Origin of the sequence: Mycobacterium sp. GA-2829 (assembly GCF_001499965.1) — a bacterium.
GTDB lineage: Bacteria > Actinomycetota > Actinomycetes > Mycobacteriales > Mycobacteriaceae > Mycobacterium.
The window spans coordinates 61,873-79,425 of the sequence record NZ_LQIT01000089.1; the positions used below are offsets into that span (position 1 = coordinate 61,873).

At 69.5% G+C, this 17,553-nt stretch carries 18 protein-coding genes, 4 tRNA genes and 3 pseudogenes; 14 read left to right on the top strand and 11 right to left on the bottom strand.

All coding sequences use genetic code 11. The annotated features are described in order from the left end of the window. Position 1 precedes the first annotated feature (1 nt). The 6 genes from AU194_RS30035 to AU194_RS30060 form a co-directional block, all read right to left on the bottom strand. Complete coding sequence (locus AU194_RS30035; protein ID WP_059092902.1) at positions 2–907, bottom strand: phosphatidylinositol mannoside acyltransferase; 906 nt, start codon at positions 905–907, stop codon at positions 2–4. After that, positions 904–1,572 carry a phosphatidylinositol phosphate synthase gene (gene pgsA / locus AU194_RS30040; RefSeq protein WP_059092903.1) on the bottom strand — a complete coding sequence of 223 codons (669 nt, stop codon included), beginning with the start codon at positions 1,570–1,572 and terminating at the stop codon, positions 904–906. The genes AU194_RS30035 and pgsA overlap by 4 nt, the downstream gene beginning before the upstream one ends. Continuing rightward, the gene (locus tag AU194_RS30045; protein WP_059092904.1) at positions 1,569–2,153 is read right to left on the bottom strand and encodes an HIT domain-containing protein; all 585 of its coding nucleotides are present in this window, start codon (positions 2,151–2,153) and stop codon (positions 1,569–1,571) included. Before AU194_RS30045 ends, pgsA begins: the two co-directional genes overlap by 4 nt. Beyond that, positions 2,150–4,204, bottom strand: coding sequence for a threonine--tRNA ligase (thrS, locus tag AU194_RS30050; RefSeq protein ID WP_059092905.1), 2,055 nt, complete (start codon positions 4,202–4,204; stop codon positions 2,150–2,152). Before thrS ends, AU194_RS30045 begins: the two co-directional genes overlap by 4 nt. An 82-nt stretch (positions 4,205–4,286) precedes the next feature. Then, on the bottom strand, positions 4,287–4,736 hold the full coding sequence (locus tag AU194_RS30055; RefSeq protein WP_059092906.1) for a TIGR02611 family protein: 450 nt from the start codon (positions 4,734–4,736) through the stop codon (positions 4,287–4,289). Then, positions 4,733–5,359, bottom strand: a complete 627-nt coding sequence (locus AU194_RS30060) for a PaaI family thioesterase (RefSeq protein ID WP_059093028.1) — start codon at positions 5,357–5,359, stop codon at positions 4,733–4,735. Before AU194_RS30060 ends, AU194_RS30055 begins: the two co-directional genes overlap by 4 nt. A 42-nt stretch (positions 5,360–5,401) precedes the next feature. Between AU194_RS30060 and AU194_RS30065 the strand changes: the two are divergent. The 6 genes and pseudogenes from AU194_RS30065 to AU194_RS30090 all read left to right on the top strand — a co-directional run. Beyond that, positions 5,402–5,899: pseudogene (locus tag AU194_RS30065) on the top strand (DUF1990 domain-containing protein); the annotation flags it as partial. Positions 5,900–5,981: 82 nt separating this feature from the next. Then, positions 5,982–6,689, top strand: a complete 708-nt coding sequence (locus AU194_RS30070; protein ID WP_197417780.1) for a GAF and ANTAR domain-containing protein — start codon at positions 5,982–5,984, stop codon at positions 6,687–6,689. 72 nt (positions 6,690–6,761) lie between these two features. After that, the gene (locus AU194_RS30075; protein WP_197417781.1) at positions 6,762–7,163 is read left to right on the top strand and encodes a phage holin family protein; all 402 of its coding nucleotides are present in this window, start codon (positions 6,762–6,764) and stop codon (positions 7,161–7,163) included. After that, complete coding sequence (locus AU194_RS30080; RefSeq protein WP_059092909.1) at positions 7,160–7,456, top strand: DUF3618 domain-containing protein; 297 nt, start codon at positions 7,160–7,162, stop codon at positions 7,454–7,456. Before AU194_RS30075 ends, AU194_RS30080 begins: the two co-directional genes overlap by 4 nt. Positions 7,457–7,861: 405 nt before the next feature. Beyond that, on the top strand, positions 7,862–9,487 hold the full coding sequence (locus AU194_RS30085) for a hypothetical protein (protein WP_231743637.1): 1,626 nt from the start codon (positions 7,862–7,864) through the stop codon (positions 9,485–9,487). A 231-nt stretch (positions 9,488–9,718) separates the two neighbouring features. Beyond that, entirely contained in the window at positions 9,719–10,096 is a 378-nt protein-coding gene (locus tag AU194_RS30090; protein WP_059092910.1) for a hypothetical protein, read from the top strand. A gap of 367 nt (positions 10,097–10,463) precedes the next feature. On the opposite strand, the gene AU194_RS30095 is transcribed toward AU194_RS30090, so the two are convergent. The 3 genes from AU194_RS30095 to AU194_RS30105 form a co-directional block, all read right to left on the bottom strand. Further along, a tRNA-Val gene (locus AU194_RS30095) sits at positions 10,464–10,538 on the bottom strand. Positions 10,539–10,553: 15 nt separating this feature from the next. Continuing rightward, positions 10,554–10,624: transfer RNA gene (locus AU194_RS30100), tRNA-Cys, on the bottom strand. A 26-nt stretch (positions 10,625–10,650) separates the two neighbouring features. After that, positions 10,651–10,723, bottom strand: a tRNA-Gly gene (locus tag AU194_RS30105). 182 nt (positions 10,724–10,905) lie between these two features. Here AU194_RS30105 and AU194_RS30110 point away from each other — a divergent pair. Further along, a tRNA-Val gene (locus AU194_RS30110) sits at positions 10,906–10,980 on the top strand. A 35-nt stretch (positions 10,981–11,015) separates the two neighbouring features. Here the strand turns inward: AU194_RS30110 and AU194_RS30115 are convergent. After that, positions 11,016–11,411 (bottom strand): helix-turn-helix domain-containing protein, encoded by a 396-nt coding sequence (locus AU194_RS30115; protein ID WP_059092911.1) that lies wholly within the window; start codon positions 11,409–11,411, stop codon positions 11,016–11,018. A 75-nt stretch (positions 11,412–11,486) separates the two neighbouring features. Here AU194_RS30115 and AU194_RS30120 point away from each other — a divergent pair, with 75 nt between their 5' ends. From AU194_RS30120 to AU194_RS30140, 5 genes and pseudogenes are all read left to right on the top strand, one after another. Further along, complete coding sequence (locus AU194_RS30120; protein WP_059092912.1) at positions 11,487–11,963, top strand: SRPBCC family protein; 477 nt, start codon at positions 11,487–11,489, stop codon at positions 11,961–11,963. 50 nt (positions 11,964–12,013) lie between these two features. Then, entirely contained in the window at positions 12,014–12,730 is a 717-nt protein-coding gene (locus AU194_RS30125; protein WP_059092913.1) for a Clp protease N-terminal domain-containing protein, read from the top strand. Positions 12,731–12,758: 28 nt separating this feature from the next. Further along, positions 12,759–13,017 (top strand): annotated as a pseudogene (locus AU194_RS30130) (hypothetical protein). 66 nt (positions 13,018–13,083) lie between these two features. After that, a complete protein-coding gene (locus tag AU194_RS30135; RefSeq protein ID WP_059092915.1) occupies positions 13,084–13,572 on the top strand; it encodes a hypothetical protein in 489 nt (162 codons plus the stop codon). Continuing rightward, positions 13,560–14,108, top strand: coding sequence for a GNAT family N-acetyltransferase (locus AU194_RS30140; protein ID WP_059092916.1), 549 nt, complete (start codon positions 13,560–13,562; stop codon positions 14,106–14,108). The genes AU194_RS30135 and AU194_RS30140 overlap by 13 nt, the downstream gene beginning before the upstream one ends. Here AU194_RS30140 and zapE read toward each other — a convergent pair. Continuing rightward, positions 14,105–15,194, bottom strand: a pseudogene (gene zapE / locus AU194_RS30145) (cell division protein ZapE). The gene AU194_RS30140 and the pseudogene zapE sit on opposite strands and share 4 nt — an antisense overlap. Here zapE and AU194_RS30150 point away from each other — a divergent pair. Next, the gene (locus AU194_RS30150) at positions 15,193–15,966 is read left to right on the top strand and encodes a pyrimidine reductase family protein (RefSeq protein ID WP_059092918.1); all 774 of its coding nucleotides are present in this window, start codon (positions 15,193–15,195) and stop codon (positions 15,964–15,966) included. The pseudogene zapE and the gene AU194_RS30150 overlap by 2 nt on opposite strands. A 22-nt stretch (positions 15,967–15,988) precedes the next feature. Continuing rightward, positions 15,989–17,551 carry an alpha/beta hydrolase gene (locus AU194_RS30155; protein ID WP_059093030.1) on the top strand — a complete coding sequence of 521 codons (1,563 nt, stop codon included), beginning with the start codon at positions 15,989–15,991 and terminating at the stop codon, positions 17,549–17,551. The last annotated feature ends 2 nt before the right edge of the window (positions 17,552–17,553 follow it).

Sequence of the window (17,553 nt, forward strand, 5' to 3'; positions counted from 1 at the left end):
GTCAGCCGGCTCCGGCCAGTCTGGCGCGGCGCGCATCGGACAGGTCGGCGATCCACTGCGGCTGCATCATGTGCCAGTCCTCGGGATGGGCGGCGATGTTGACCGCGAACCGGTCGGCCAGCGCCTGCGTGATCACCGTGAGGTCCCCGCTGGAGGTGTCGATCGGCGGGAAGACCTGCATGCCCCAGCCGTCGCCGTCGAACCAGCAGTGGGTGGGCAGCAGCGGTGCGCCGGTCTCGCAGGCCAGCTTCGCCGGGCCTGCGGGCATCCGGGTCGGCTCACCGAAGAAGTCGACCTGCACACCCTGGCGGGTCAGGTCGCGTTCGGCCATCAGGCAGACCACCCGGTTCTCCCGTAGCCGCTCCCGGAGCAGTTCATACGGTGGCCGCTCCCCTCCCGACAGCGGAATCACCTCGAACCCGAGGCTCTCGCGGTAGGCGACGAACCGGTTGAACAGCGATTCGGGGCGCAGCCGTTCGGCGACGGTGGTCAACGCGCCGTGGTTCTGCACCAGCCACACCCCGGCCATGTCCCAGTTGCCGCTGTGCGGCAGCGCCGCGACCGCTCCGGTGCCCGCCTCGACGGCCTCCCACACGTGTTCGATGCCGGTGACGGTGAGTTCGCGCCCCAGTTTGCGGTGGTCCATCGCGGGCAGCCGGAACGCCTCGCGCCAGTACCGGGCGTAGGACGCCAGCGAGGCGCGCATCAACTCGCCGGGCACCTCCGCGGGCGCCACCCCGATGACCCGCGCGAGGTTCTTGCGCAGCTGGGCCGGCCCGCCGCCGCGGGCCGCGTATCGCGCGCCCGCGTCGAACGCGTTGCGCGCCACGGTGTCCGGGAGCGCGCGGACCACCCGCCAGCCCGCGGCGTAGCCCCAGTCCGTCAGCTGGTCGCCGAGTGCGCTCACTGCGCGTCCGCCGCCGGTTTCTCCTCGCCCGGGCCGGGGATCTTGTCCATCGCGCCCGGCGAGGTCCGTACGGTGTGCAGCCGTTGGATCACGGTGACCACACTCGCCGCGGCCAGCACCCACATCGCCACGTGGATCAGCCACGGGATGTGCAGGAACCACACGCCGGACAACCCGGCGCCGGTCAGCACGATGACCAGCCGTTCGGGGCGTTCGATGAAGCCGCCGTCGCCGCGCAGCCCGCTGGCTTCGGCCCTGGCCTTGATGTAGGAGATGACCTGAGAGGTGATCAGGCAGATCAGCGTCGCGACCACCAGGGCCGGGCTGTCCATTCCGAACGCCGCCCACCACAGCAGACCGGCGAAGATCGCGCCGTCGGCGACGCGGTCACAGGTCGCGTCGAGCACCGCGCCGAACCGGGTGCCGCCGCCGCGTTCGCGCGCCATGGTGCCGTCGAGCATGTCCGCCAGCACGAATACCGCGACCGCGAAGGCGCCCCACCACAGCTGCCCGATCGGGAACAGGGTCAGCGCGGCGAGCACCGTGCCCGCGGTGCCCAGGATCGTGATGCTGTCGGGGGTGAAGCCCACCCGCAGGGCGGCTCGGGCCACGGGGCGCGCCAGTTTGGCGTAGGCGGCGCGGGTCATCAGGTAGACGTTGCTCACGGTGATAAACCCCCTTCCCCGTTCTGCTTGGCCCACTCGGTGGCCAGCAGCTGCCGCGTCTCGCGCAGCAACTGCGGGATCACCTTGGATCCGCCGATGATCGTGATGAAGTTGGCGTCCCCACCCCACCGCGGCACCACGTGCATGTGCAGGTGTTCGGCCAGCGACCCGCCCGCCGAGTGTCCGAGGTTGAGGCCGACGTTGAACCCGTGCGGCCGCGACACCGCCTTGATGACGCGAATCGCCTTCTGCGTGAACGCCATCAGCTCGACGCTCTCGGCGTCGGTGAGGTCCTCGAGTTCGGACACCCGCCGGTACGGCACCACCATCAGGTGGCCGGGGTTGTACGGGTACAGGTTGAGCACCGCGTAGACCTGCGCACCGCGGGCGACCACCAGACCGTCCTCGTCGGCCATCGCGGGGATGTCGGTGAACGGCTGCGACGACTGTGCGGAACCCTCCCCCTTCTTCATCGGCGATTCGGCGATGTAGCTCATGCGGTGCGGGGTCCACAGTCGCTGCAGGTTGTCCGGGTCGCCGACGCCGTGGTCGACTATGGTCCGCTCGTCGGGTTCGGTCACGTTCCGGCGCCCACCTTGACCAGTTCGGCCGTCGGCGTGGCGTTGCGGCGTTCGGCGATCCAGTTCACGATCGCCTCCACCGCCGCCTCCCGCGGGACGCCGTTGATCTGCGTGCGGTCCCCGAAGCGGAACGAGATCGCCCCGGCTTCAATGTCCTTGTCGCCCGCCAGCAACATGAACGGCACCCGCTGGTTGGTGTGGTTGACGATCTTCTTGGCCATCCGGTCGTCGCTGGTGTCCACCTCGACCCGCACCCCGCGCGAACGCAATTGTGCGGCAACGTCTTCCAGGTACGGGATGTGCGCGTCGGCGACCGGCACCCCGACCACCTGCACCGGTGCCAGCCAGGCCGGGAATGCGCCCGCGTAGTGCTCGGTGAGCACGCCGAAGAACCGCTCGATGGAGCCGAACAGGGCCCGGTGGATCAGCACCGGGCGCTGACGGGTGCCGTCGGCGGCGGTGTACTCCAGCTCGAACCGCTCCGGCATGTTGAAGTCGAGCTGAATCGTCGACATCTGCCAGTTGCGGCCCAGCGCGTCCTTGACCTGCACCGAGATCTTCGGACCGTAGAACGCCGCACCGCCCGGATCGGGCACCAGGTGCAGACCCGAGGCCTCGGCCACCTCGCGCAGCGTGTCGGTGGCCTCCTCCCACACGTCGTCGGAGCCCACGTACTTGTCGGGATCCTTGGTCGAGAGCTCCAGGTAGAAGTCGTCGAGCCCATAGTCCGACAGCAGGTCGAGCACGAACTGCAGCAGCGAGGACAGTTCGTCGCGCATCTGCTCGCGGGTGGTGTAGATGTGCGCGTCGTCCTGGGTCATCCCGCGCACGCGGGTCAATCCGTGCACCACACCGGACTTCTCGTACCGGTACACCGACCCGAACTCGAACAGCCGCAACGGCAGCTCGCGGTAGGACCGCCCCCGCGACCGGTAGATCAGGTGGTGCATGGGGCAGTTCATCGGCTTGAGGTAGTAGTTCTGCCCGGGTTTGCGGACCGCACCGTTGTCGTCGTACTCGGCGTCGATGTGCATCGGCGGGAACATGCCGTCGGCGTACCACTCCAGGTGCCCGGAGGTGACGTACAGGTGTTCCTTGGTGATGTGCGGGGTGTTGACGAACTGGTAGCCGGCCCGCTCGTGCTTGGCGCGCGAGTAGTCTTCGAGCTCCTTGCGGACGATCCCGCCCTTGGGGTGGAACACCGGCAGCCCGGACCCGAGTTCGTCGGGGAAGCTGAACAGGTCGAGTTCCACGCCGAGCTTGCGGTGGTCGCGGCGCTGCGCCTCCTCGATGAGCTCGAGGTGACGGTCGAGCGCCTCCTGGGACTCCCAGGCCGTGCCGTAGATCCGCTGCAGGCTGGCGTTGGCCTGATCCCCACGCCAGTACGCTGCCGAACTGCGGGTCAGCTTGAACGCCGGGATGTACTTCGTCGTCGGGATGTGCGGGCCGCGGCACAGGTCGCCCCAGACCCGTTCGCGCGTGCGCGGGTTGAGGTTGTCGTAGGCCGTCAGCTCGTCGCCACCGACCTCCATCACTTCGGGATCGCCGGACTTGTCGTCGACGAGTTCGAGCTTGTAGGGCTCGTCGGCGAGTTCTTTGCGCGCAGCGTCCTTGGACTCGTAGACCCGCCGCTCGAACAGCTGACCGTCCTTGACGATCTTGCGCATCTTCTTCTCGAGCGCCTCGAGATCCTCGGGCGTGAACGCTTGCGGGACGTCGAAGTCGTAGTAGAAACCGTCGGTGATCGGCGGGCCGATGCCGAGCTTGGCCTCCGGGAACAGGTCCTGCACGGCCTGGGCCAGCACGTGCGCCGCGGAGTGGCGGATCACGCTGCGGCCGTCCTCGGTGTCGGCGGGCACCGGCGTCACCTCGACGTCGTCCTCGGGCGCCCAGGACAGGTCACGCAGCCGGCCGTCGGCGTCCCGCACCACGACGATCGCGTCGGGGGCGCCGCGGCCGGGCAGTCCCGCCTCGCGCACCGCCGCCCCGGCGGTCGTCCCGGCAGCCACCCGGATCGGGGCTGCGGGGGCTGGGCTGGCGGCGGCGCTCATCGGTGACTCTTTCCGGGGGTCGGGGACAGTCGAACGCGACCATGCTATCGGGGTGCGTGCCCGGGGCAGGACTGTGACCGCGTCAGGAAGACCCGAACCCGAGCGGGCTGTCGAGCCAGTCGTGCTCGTAACCCACCAACTCCCCCGCCCAGCCGAGCGCGCCCAGCAACCACAGCGTCGCGAACACGAACAGCGCGGTGACCAGGCCGCCCAGGATCTGCACGATCGCGTGCTGACGGTGGAACCAGTCCATGACCCGGTCGTAGCGTTCCCTGGCGTACTTCAGCAGTCGCTGCGCCCACTCGAATTCGGTGGCGAGGATGCCCAGCCCGAGGAACACGATGGCCCAGCCCGGCCCCGGATACGGGATCGCGACGATGCCCACACCGAGTACCACCACACCCAGCACCCCGACGGCGATGCGGTAGAAGAACTCGACCCTCGGCCGGCGGCGCAGCCCGTCGCGCCACTGTTTCCACCGGTCCTTGACCCGGCTCCAGCGCGACGGCTGCTCGGTCTCGTGATCGGTCACGGCTGCCCCGGTTTGAGTCGGACGAACAGCGCCTCGGCCTCGGCGAGCACGGTGTCCCCGTCGAGGAGTCGTCCCTCGACGAAGATCTTGCGGCCCTCGATGCGGTCGATACCCGCCTCGACGCGCAACGGCTTCTCCACCGGGGTGATGCTGCGGTAGTTCACCTGCAGGTAGGCGGTGCGCTGGAAGCGGCTCTGGGTGAGCTTGTAGGTGGTGTAGCCCAGCACCGAGTCGAACAGCAGCGCCACCGCACCGCCGTGGGCGGCGCCGTTGCGGCCCAGATAGAACCGGCGGAAGGTCGCCTCGCCGGCGATGCGCCCGTCGTCGGTCTTGGCCAGGAACATCGGCACCTGCAGGATGTTGCCGCGGTTGGGCAGGTCCAGCCGGCGCCCGGACGGTGAGCTCCACTCGTCGGCGCGGTAGGGCTCCAACAGCCCGGTGACCTTCTCGATCAGACCCGCGGCCTCGGTGATCACCTCGTCGGGTGCGTCGGCCGCACGCGCGAGGTCCTGCAGGTCCCGGACCGCCTCGACGAACCGGCCGTAGTCGGGTCCGCCGCGGGTCGTCGGTTCCGGCGGGTTGAAGCCGCCGCCGCTGCGCCCCTCGCTCACATCGCTCACCACACCGTTCACCGTATTGCGCGCGGGCGGTGAGAGGGTGGCGGGGTAAAACTCAGCGACCTCGCCGCACTCCCGTTCACGTATCCGGAAGTCGGCGCGACCGCCGGTCCGCTGCCGGCCGGCTACCACCACGTGCGCGAGTCCGCGGTGATCGGATCCGGCCGGGACCGGTTCGACGAGGCGGCCGAGGCGGTGCTGCGGTGGGGCATGTTGCGCGGCGCCGGTGTGCGCGTGCGGGCGACGACGGAGGCCGCCCGGGTGGGCTCGGAGGTGATCGTGGGGCTCGGACCGGTGCAGGCGCCGTGTCGCGTGGTGTATGTCATCGACGAACCCGACCGGCGCGGCTTCGCCTACGGCACGCTGCCCGGCCACGCCGAGTCCGGCGAGGAACTGTTCGCGGTCCGCTACGACCGCGCGACCGATCTGGTCTACGCGGAGGTGGCGGCGTTCTCCCGGCACCACACCTGGTGGAGCAGGCTCGCCGGGCCGGTCACCTCGGTGGTGCAGCGGGTGGTCACTCGGCGGTATCTGCGGGCGCTGTGACGCGGTGTCGTCGTTCCCGCGTCCCCCGGTGAGTGGAGCGCGTAGATTTGACCCACCACGAAATCAAGATCGGAAGGTGCTGGTGACCGAACCTGACGGCGTCGAAGGCGTGCATCGACGGATCGCCGACCTGGTGCAGGAACTGCACGCCCGCACCGACACCGATCCCGAGGCGGTGCTCGCCGAACTGGTCGAACACGCCGCGGCCGAGATCCCCGGCGCCCAGTACGCCGGCGTCACCATCACCCGCAACGCGAAACAGATCGAGACCCCGGCCGCCACCCACCGGTGGCCGATCGTGCTCGACGAGATCCAGGAGCGTCACCACGAGGGGCCGTGCCTGACCGCCGCCTGGACCGAACGCACCGTCCACGTCGCCGACCTCGAACACGAGGAGCGCTTCCCCGACTACCGGCGCGACGCGCTGGCACAGACGCCGATCCGCTCCATCATGGCGTTCCAGCTCTACATCGCCGACCAGTCGATGGGCGCGATCAACGTCTACGCCGAGACGCCGCACGCCTTCACCCCCGAATCCCGCGAGATCGGGATGATCTTCGCGGCGCACTCGTCAGTGGCGTGGAACTCGGCCCGCCGCGATGAGCAGTTCCGGCAGGCGCTGGCCAGTCGCGACGTCATCGGGCAGGCCAAGGGCATGATCATGGAGCGCTACAGCGTCGACGCGGTACAGGCGTTCGCGCTGCTGCGCAAGCTCTCGCAGGACTCCAACGTGCCGCTGATCCGGGTTGCGACGGAGCTGACCAACAGGTCCACCACGCCGGGCATCTGACGCGCCCGGGTTTGCACCCCCGCGAGCGGGGGCACCACAGTCCTCACAGCCAACACAGAGGGCAGGTGCGTGATGAGTCTCGAATCGAAGCCGGGCGCGGACGCGTCGCTCGGGGAACTGCTCAGCCAACTGTCCGCCCAGACCTCACGGCTGGTGCGGGACGAGATGCGGTTGGCCCAGAAGGAATTCCAGGAGTCCGCGAAGCACGCCGGCATCGGAGCCGGATTGCTCAGTGTCGCAGGGATTTTCGCGTTTCTCGGGCTGGCGACGGTGATCGCCGCCGCCGTCGCGGCGCTGGCATTGGTACTTCCGGTCTGGGCGGCGGCGCTGATCGTCGCGGTGGTGTTGTTCGCCATCGCCGGTGTCGCGGCCCTGGTCAGCAAGAAGCAGGCCGACGAGGTCACCCCGGCGGCACCCCGCACCGTCGAGACGGTGAAAGCCGACATCCAAGAGGTAAAGGACCGCGCATCATGACCGCACCCGACCGCCCCGAGCCCGGCCCCGACGCCGGCGTGCACGACATCGAGGCCGACATCGAGGCCACCCGCCAGCAGCTCGGCGAGACGGTCGAAGCGCTGTCGGCCAAGCTCGACGTCAAGCAACAGGCCAAGGACCGGGTCGAGGAGACCAAACAGCGGGTCGCCGACAAGGCGCAAACCGCTCAGCACGCCGTGACCGACAACCCCCAGAAATCGATCCCCGTCGCAGCGGTGGCCGCCGTCGTGGTGGTGGTGCTCGGGGTCCTCGTGTGGCGCCGTCGGCACTGACGTAGCAGACGCCGTCGACGCCCCCGAAAAATAATTTGCTCTACTTTCAAAGAATAACTTCTTTATCAGGATTTTTTAAGGTACCTTTCTCGTCATCCGACGTGGTCGGGGGGTTAATACCAGTCTGAGAAGGGGGCCATGATGTCGGGCAACGCCGTCGAATCCTGTGATAACGAGTTTGCGCGTCGAGAGGTGCCCTCACGACGGTCGCGGCGTGTCGGCGGTCGACACCGCCGTGCGAGAACCGCAATGCCCACTGTGGCCACCGACGTGACACCCAGCCCGTACATCTTGCAGACATCGGGCACGCCAGCAAACTTCGCGTCGCGGCAGGTACGCCGACGCCGAGGAGTCCTTCGCCCCGCCCTCACGGGCGGAATCGCGGTCCTCGGCGCGACAGCGCTGGTGGGAACTTTCGTCACGCCGGCTCCCGCCGAGGCCCGCGCCACGACCCACGCGGTCAGCGCACCGACACCGACGCCGCTGCTGGCGGCGCTCGCCCTGCCCTTCGACGCCGTGGAACTCGAGGCTGCGGCCAGAGCGGCGATCGACATCGATCTCGACGCGGTAGTCCGGTTCAACAGCGACCTCGTCGATCTCTTGGCCCGACTGGGGGCCCGCCTGCGAGTCGACGTCGATATCGACGCCGAAGAGATCGCCGCGTCCTTCGCGGAACTGATCAACGCGATCGCATTCGACGTCGACGCCGGGATCGGCGCGATCAACGGGGCGGTGGACCTGGGTGCCGCACTGGTTTCCGAGATCGCGACGGCGGCGGCCATCGCAGGGGCCGACGGGGTGGACGCGATCGCCGGAGCGCTGGTGAGCCTGTTGGCCGCCATCACGCCGGAAGGCGGCGTGGCGGCCGACCTGTCCGCTGCCATCGGCGCGGCGATCGGCGATATCGGCGACCTGATCGCGACCGGGTTCATCGGCGCGGGTGCGGCGGTCACGTGGAAGGCCACACTGGACGACCTGCTGGTCGACCTCGTGGCCACAGGCGGGATCGCGCTGACCAACGGTGTGGCGGGCAGTCTGGCGGCGCTCTTGACCGGCTCGGCCGAACTGCCCGACCTGCCTGACATCGACGGCGAAGATGTGGTTCTGGCGCTCGGCAACCTCGCCGAACTGTTCGCCGACGGAATCAACGGCGGGCTGCTCACCGCAAGCGGCGCGGTGGAATTGGGCGTCGGCGTGATCGCCGACCTCGCGACAGCGCTGGCCGAGGCGGGCGTGGGCGTGCGGGCGGACATCACCGCCGCGTTGCTCGGCGCATTCGACGCGCCCGACGCCGTCGTCGATCTGGTCGCCGACATCACCTCAGGGATCGACGCCGGGATTCGCGGGCTGGGACAGGCAGTCGCGTGGAAGTTCATTCTCGACGACGTGCTCGTCGACGTCGGCGTCGGCGGCGGCGTATCGCTGGTCAACGGGATCACCACCGCACTGTTCGGCGGACTCGGCCTTGCGCTGCCCGACCTGCCCGATGTCGACTTCGCCGCGTCGGTGCGCGCGCTGATCAACCACTTCGCCGTCGCGCTCGGCATCGAGCTCGACCTCGATGTGGACGCCGGTGTGGGCGTCGGTGAAGACGAGGATGACGAGGACGTGAACGCCGGTGTCGACGTGGACCTGGACGTCAATGGCGACGTAAATGGCGACGTCGATGTCGATGTCGATGGGGACGGAGCGGGCGAGATTCAGACCCTGACGGGCGGATCCGACGCGCAGCGCTCCAGCGTCATCGTCGACGAGACGGATCTCGAGACCGATCTGGACTCCGGTGAGGGCGACGAGGCCGCCTCGGACGACGACGGTGAACTCGCCGACGGCGATGTCGACGGCGATGTCGACGGCGATGTCGACGAAGACCTCGGCTCCGCCGAGGAGTCCGAGGAGTCCGAGGAGTCCGAGGCCGCCGAGTCGGAGTCGGAGTCGGAGTCCGAAAGTGCCGCCGACGGCGACACGGACAACGACACCGGCAGCGACTCCAACGGTGGCGACACCGGAGGCTCGACCGCGACGGAGTGAGCGCGGCGAACGCGAGGCGAGGTGCCGGCAGGGGCGGGACCGTCGAAAGAGACCGTGGGAGAACGGTTTCGGCGAACGCCCGCCCCGCTGTCAGAGCTCGCTCGCACCGCGGTAACGGTCGGCCGATTCGGTACGACAGTCCCCATAGGGCGGTGGCCCACTGTTAATGTTCTCGCGACACATAACCGAGGTTAGGGATCTCACACATCCCGCCGGAGGAAAGGGAGGCCGATGGTGGGACGTCTGAACGCGTTCACCGGCAGGACGAAGAAGCTGGCGATCGCCGGCGTGGGGGCGGCCGCCCTGGCCGGTGCGGCACTGGCATTCGGAGCGGGTGCCGCGAGCGCCGACGTGGTGGACATCGGCGGTCGACCGGGGGCGACGTTCGACGCGCACCCAGCGCCCGAAGGCGGTGTCCGCACGACGGCCAAGGGCGTGCCGAACGCCGGACCGTCGGATGTACGCCGCGCCAAGAAGGGGGCGCCACTGGCGCCGGCCGGCGGTGAGGTCAAGGACAGCCTGCGGGCCGTGCCGTCGATCACCGGTGGAATCGGGACGTACATCCGGATGGGGCCGGCTCGTAACGGCCCGGGCCTGGCTGGATGGTGAACAAACGCCGCTGCGCTTTGATGCGCAGCGGCGTTTTTCTTTGTGCAGTGGGCTAGCGCCGACTCTCCGGGCAGGCGTCGTTGGTACAGCGTGTGCGCGCGCCGTCGCCGGTGGTCTGCTTCGCCAGCGGAGCGCCACAACGCTCACACGGCTGGTCGGTCAACTGCCACTCGTCAGATGTGCTCATCGGTCCCTTGATTCGCCGTCGGAAGGCGGCCCCGCCGAGCTTCGCTGCTGAACCCCGCGAGACCTCGGTCCACGCATGCCCAGCCTGTGGATACGCAAACACAGCGAGGCCGATCGTGACCGGAATCGTGATTCGGCCGAGACGACGAAGGCCCGGCCGAAGCCGGGCCTGTCGCAAAGCTGGTGCGCGATACTGGGATTGAACCAGTGACCTCTTCCGTGTCAGGGAAGCGCTCTCCCGCTGAGCTAATCGCGCGGGGTTTCACATCGGAGGTGGAGACGGGAATCGAACCCGTGTGCACGGCTTTGCAGGCCGTTGCCTCACCACTCGGCCACTCCACCGCTGGGGTTGATGCTTCTGCACCTCGAGCGGATGACGGGATTCGAACCCGCGACCCTCACCTTGGCAAGGTGATGCGCTACCAACTGCGCTACATCCGCATGCTCCGGGCGAGATCGTCGTCCGTCGCGATGCAGAACATTAGTGCACACATGCCTGGGCACACAAATCCCACCAGCCGCACCGGTCCCGCCTGCGCAATCACCAGCGGATTCCATCTCCCCGGCGGTCGCGTGCTAGTGTTCGACGTCGTTCGGCCCGCTCGTCGGTGCCGATCCCACCCGGTCTCGTAGCTCAGTGGGAGAGCGTCCGCCTCACACGCGGAAGGTCGCTGGTTCGAACCCAGCCGGGACCACCACCATCACCATCACGGCTGGTATCCCGCCGAATCCCCTACGCGCCGTAGCGCTGCCGGGCACCACGCTCATACGGCGCCCGCAAGGTCGCGCTGGGCGGTGTTCCGAAGACCCGCCGGTAGGCGACACTGAACCGTCCCGCATGCGCGAATCCCCACCGGCCGGCGATCGAGTTGACCGTGTCGACCGTCGGATCGGCGACCTGCAGGTCCCGGTGGGCGCGGTCCAGCCGGACGCGGCGCAGATACTCCAGCGGCGTGACGCCGAGGTGCCTGCGGTACATGTACTGCACCGCACGCGGTGTGAGATTGGCCGCTGCGGCGATCTCGGCCAGGCCGATGTCGCTGTCGGCGTTCTCATGGATGAACGCCACCGAGCGTCTCAGCCCGGGCGGGCGGTGCCCGCTGGCCGGGAGTTCGTGGAGGTTCGGCATGCGTTTCGCGTACCCGTCCCGGCAAACGTTCAAAACCCCCCGTGCGCGTCGAGACGGCCTGACACGATCGTCGGCATGTCCGAACGCATCGAAGTCCAGCGTGTGATTCCCGCCTCCCCCGACGCCGTCTTCGAGGTGCTCTGCGATCCGCAGGGACACGTCGCGATCGACTCCTCGGGCATGCTGCAGGGCGCCGACGGCCAACCGGTGCGCGGCGTCGGGGACAGCTTCGTCGTCCACATGGACCGGGAGGCGCTCAACGATTTCCCGATGGGGGAATACGAAGTGACCGTGGAGATCCGCGAGTTCGAGCCCAACCGGCGCATCGCCTGGACGATCCTCGGCCAGATCCGCCCGCAGATCGGCCACGTGTACGGCTACACGCTCGAACCCACCGCCGACGGCACCGTCGTCACGTCGTTCTACGACTGGTCGCAGATCGACGACAAGTGGCGGGAGGCCGGCATCTTCCCCGTCATCTCCGAGGCCGCGTTGCGCGCCACCCTCGGCATCCTCGAACGCGCCGTGCGGCGCGGCTACGTCCGCGACTGAGCGTCAACCGTGCGTTGACGATTTCCTACCGTCAACCTAGAGTTGACGCCATGGCCGACCGCATCACCCCGCCCGTCCGCCTCGACGAACTGATCGAGGCCATCAAGAACGTGCACACCGAACCGCTCGAACAGCTCACCGACGCCGTGCTGGCCGCGGAATCGCTCGGCGAGGTCGCCGATCACCTGATCGGTCATTTCGTCGATCAGGCCCGCCGCTCGGGGGCGTCGTGGACCGACATTGGCAAGTCCATGGGCGTCAGCAAACAGGCCGCCCAGAAGCGGTTCGTCCCCCGGGCCGACACCCTCGACCCGCAGCAGGGATTCTCCCGGTTCACGCCGAGGGCCCGCGCCGCGGTGGTGCACGCCCAGAACGCCGCCCGCGACGCCCGCCATCCCGAGATCACCCCCGACCACCTCCTGCTCGGGATGCTCGTCGACACCGAGTCGCTGGGCATCGCGCTGCTCACCGCCCAGCAGGTCACTCCCGACGACATCCGCGCGGCCATCGCGCTGACCCCCTCCGCCGGCGGGGAGGCGCTCGACCTCGTCCCGTTCAACGGGCCGGCCAAGAAGGTGCTCGAACTGACCTTCCGCGAAGCCCTGCGCCTCGGGCACAACTACATCGGCACCGAACACCTGCTGCTGGCGCTGCTGGAGTCCGAGGACGCCGACGGGCCACTGCACCGCCTCGGGGTCGACAAGGACCGCGCACAGACCGATCTGATCCGTCTGCTCGACGCGCTCACACCCGGCGCGAAGGAATGAATGTGGGTGCCCAGCCGTCGAACTGGACATGCGACTCCACGGCGCCGCGCGGGCACTCATCGGACCGGGCGCCGACGCCACCCTGATCACGCTCAACCCCGACGGCAGCCCGCAGGCGACCGTCGTGTGGATGGCGGTCCAGCGCACCGAGGACGGTGACGACGAGCTGGTGACCGCCCACCTCTCCGAACACCGGAACCCACTTCCCGCCTGCGGACGCGCCGCCCGGGTACCTCACCCCGATCCGCATCGACGGGGTCGGCGGCGTCGGCCCGTGGACCACCTGAGTACCGAACCGGCGTGGCGCTCAACGGGGTGTGCGATCCTGTGAGGCACACCTAGGGAGGGAAACCATGCGCCGGCTCCTCATGTTGCTGACCGCCCTGATTGTCGCCGCCGGGCTGACGTCGGCGCCCGCGGGCGCGGCCGTGTCGCCGATCGGCCGCATCGGTGAGCCGCTGCGCGTCGAGTTCGAGGGTCTGATCGCCGACGTCACCGTGGTCAGTGTCGAACCCTCGCCGATCCCGCCGGGCTTCGGATATCCGCCCCGCCCGCCCCGCAACCAGGTGTGGCGCGCCAACGTCGTGGTCCACCCGATCAAGGTGCCGGTCCCTTACGCGATGGCGATCACCTTCCAGTTCCGCGGCGTCACCCCCACCGGGGACGCCTACGAGCCCCGCAACACCGATGCACCCGACGCGCTGGACGCCGCGCTGACCAACGCCCCCGCCGGATCGACCGTCACCGGCGGCGTCTGGTGGGACTGCTATCGCGACCTGGTCTCCAACGTCGTGCTGATCGACAAGTTGACCGGGCAACACCTCGCACAGTGGAACCTGTAGGCGTACAGGTCTTCACGGCCACCGCGGCCGACGTCCCCGAACTCGCCGACGTCGCCGCCCGCACGTTCCCGCTGGCGTGCCCGCCGTCGGCCACCGAGGACAACATCGCGGCGTTCATCGCCGAGAACCTCTCGGCGCACCGGTTCACCGACTACGTCGCCGACCCCGACCGGATCGTGCTGGCCGTCCGCGAGGACGGCCGAATCGTCGGGTACGCCATGCTGATTCGCGGCGTTCCCGATGACGACGACGTGCAGCGCGCGGTGACGCCGCGGCCGGCGATCGAACTGTCGAAGATGTACGTGCTGCCCGACAGCCACGGCGGCGGCACCGCCTCCGCGCTGATGACCGAGGTGCTCACCCTGGCCCACGACACCGGGTACCGGTGCGTCTGGCTGGGCGTCAACCAGGAGAACCGGCGCGCGCAACGGTTCTACGCCAAACACGGCTTCGCCGCGACCGGCACGAAGACCTTCCGGCTCGGCGCAGGCGTGGAGAACGACTTCGTGATGGTGTGCCCGCTGCCGGAAGGCTAGGACCCCTGCTGCCCCTCCGCGGTCAGCGCCAGCAGACGCGACGTCGCGCGCAGGTACTTCTTGCGGAACCCGCCCGCGAGCATCTCCTCGCTGAAGATGGTGTCCAACTTGGATCCCGACGCCACCACCGGGATGCCGGCGTCGTAGAGCCGGTCGGTCAGTGACACCAGCCGCAGCGCGACGCTCTGGTCGTCGAGCGGATGCACGCCGGTGATGAACACCCCCGTGACGCCCTCGATCAGCGACAGGTACCGCGACGGGTGCATGGTCGCCAGATGCGCGCACAGCGCGTCGAAGTCGTCGAGCGTCGCCCCCTCGACGTTCGCGGCGCGGTCGGCGACGTCCTCGTCGGTCGGCGGTTCGGGGGCCGGCGGCAGATCGCGGTGGCGGTAGTCCGGTCCCTCGATCCGCACGGTCTTGAAAATCGAAGCCAGCGTGTTGATCTCACGCAGGAAGTCCTGGGCGGCGAAGCGGCCCTCCCCCAGCTGCTCGGGCAGCGTGTTCGACGTCGCGGCGATCGACACACCACGCTCGACGAGCTGCGACAGCAGCCGCGAGATCAGCGTCGTGTTCCCGGGGTCGTCGAGTTCGAACTCGTCGATGCACAGCACGACGTAATCGGCGAGCAACTCCACGCTCTCGGCGAACCCGAACACCCCGGCCAGCTGGGTCAGCTCCCCGAACGTCGCGAACGCCTTCTTGTCGGGCAGCTCGTAGTACGACGACGCCAGCAGGTGGGTCTTGCCGACGCCGAACCCGCCGTCGAGGTAGACCCCCACCCCGGGCAGCACCTCGCGCTTGCCGAACAACTTCTTCTTGCCCGCCCGCCGCGAGACCGCGTCGGCGCAGAACGCCCGGCACGCATCGACCGCCGCGGCCTGCGACGGTTCGGCCGGATCGGGCCGATAGTTGTCGAAGCTGACGTGGGTGAACGTCGGGGGCGGGACCAGCTGGGCGACGAGGCGTTCCGGGGTCACGCTCGGATGCCGGTCGACGAGATGGCCCGGCTGATTCCGCGCCTGATCGGACGCGCCGCTGGACCCTTGCATGCGAAGCAGCGTAGCGACGTGCTGCAATCAGACCCATGTCCGACTCCGCCGCTGGGACGCAGTTCACAGTGCTGGGCGCCGTCGCGACCGTCGACGACGACCGGGTCGGCGAGTTCTACGCCTACCCCGAACACCTCACCCGATGCTGGGTGCGGGGCAACATGATCGCCAGCGTCGACGGCGGCGCCACCCTGGCCGGGAAGTCCGGCGGGCTCGGCGGAGCCGGTGACCGCGCGCTGTTCGGCCGGATGCGCCACGCCGCCGACGTGATCGTGGTCGGCGCCTCGACCGTGCGCACCGAGGACTACTCCGGCGCCCGCTCCACCCCGGCCGCCCGGCAGGCGCGTCAGGCCCGTGGCCAGCGTGAGGTCCCGCCGATCGCGGTGCTCACCCGGACCGCCGACCTCGACCACGACGCCAAACTGTTCCAGCACACCGAGGTGCCGCCGCTCATCCTCACCAGCACCGAGGGAGCCGCCACCGCCCGCGGGCGGTTCGGCGGGCTCGCCGACGTCGTCGACGCCTCCGGCGCCGACCCCCGCGAGGTGGACCCGGCCGTCGCGCTCCACGCGCTCGCCGACCGCGGCCTGCTGCGCGTGCTGACCGAGGGCGGTCCCTCGATCCTCGGCCTGTTCACCGCCGCCGATCTGCTCGACGAACTGTGCGTCACGGTCGCCCCCGTACTCGTCGGCGGCGCGGCGACGCGCATCGTCACCGGGGTGGGCCACGTCCACACCCCGCTGCAGCGCAGCCACGTCCTCACCGACGACGACGGCTACCTGTACTGCCGGTACGTCCGGAGCCGGTGACCACCTCGCTACTGTGGTCAGCATGCGTCGGCACCCCCTGCTGCTCCGGGCCCTGAGCCTGTCGACGGTCGCACTGGTGCTGGCCGGCTGCGCACCGGGGCTGGCGGCGAACCCGCGGTTCGCCACCGACGACGGTGCCCGGCCCCAGGGCCAGCCCGAGACCACCCAGCAGCAGGCCGGCCCGCCCGCGATCGAGAAGCCGAAGAACGACCTGTCCTGGCGGCCCTGCACCGACCAGGTGTTCCGCGACGCGGCCGTCGATCCGGTGCCCGGCGTCACCCTCGACTGCGCGACCTACGACTCCGACCTCGACCCGATCGACGGCGCCACCGGCACCGTCACCGTCGGCGTCGTCCGGGCCACCACGGCACGCACCCCCGACGATGCGGGCCCGGTCGTGATGACGACCGGCTCGGACCTGCCGTCCTCGGTGGCGCTGCCGATGTGGCTGGGACGGTCGCAGGCGGTGCTCGACAAGAACCCGGTCGTCGCCGTCGACCGCCGCGGTATCGGCATGTCCGGCGCACTGGAGTGCCGTGACCTCTACGACCGCCAGGAGATGCTCGAACAGGCCCAGTTCTCCTACGGCGACGATCCGGTGGCCAACCTCGGCGCGATCACGATGACCGCGACGACCAGCTGCACCGACACCATCGCCCCCGGCGACTCGGCCTACGACAACGCCCACGCCGCCGAGGACCTCGAGCGGTTGCGCAGCACCTGGGACGTCCCGGCGCTGGCGCTGCTGGGCATCGGCAACGGCGCGCAGGTGGCGCTGGCCTACGCCGGCTCGCATCCCAACAAGGTCGCCCGGCTGGCGCTCGACTCCCCGCTGCCGCTGGCCATCGGCGCCGAGGCGGCCGCCGAACAGCGCGTCAAGGGTGAGCAGTCCGCACTCGACGCCTGGGCCGACCAGTGTGTGGCGGTCGGCTGCCCGGCCGCACCCGACCCCAAGGGCGTCGTCGACGGCCTGCTGTCGGCGGCGCGGGCGGGCAACGGTCCCGGCGGGGCGTCGGTGGCCGCGGTCGCCGAGGCGATCTCCACCGCGCTCGCGTTCCCGAAGGGCAACGGGGTCACCGCCACCAACGACCTCGGCGCCGCGCTGGTCAACGCCCGCAACGGCGACACCGCGGCGCTCAACGCGCTGATCGCCGACGCCGAGGGGCTGCGCCAGACTGACGGACAGTTCGTCAACTCCTGCAGCGACGCGCTGAACCGCCCGACCCCTGACCGCGTGCGCGAACTCGTCGTCGCCTGGGGCAAGCAGTATCCGCAGTTCGGTGTCGTCGGGGCTCTGGACCTCGTTCAGTGCCTGAACTGGCCCAGCGGTTCGGCGCCCGCCGAACCCAAGGAGCTGCCGGTGCCGGTGCTGCTGCTCGGCGTCCAGCACGACCCGATCGTCGGCAACGAAGGCGTCGCCGCGGTGGCCGCGACCATCCTCAATGCGGGCGCGGCCAACAAGCGGGTGATGTGGCAGGGCATCGGGCACGGCGCGAGCATCTACTCCGACTGCGCGCTGGCCCCGGTGATCGGCTACCTGGACAACGGAGCCCCGCCGGGAACCGACACGTACTGTCCGGCCTGACG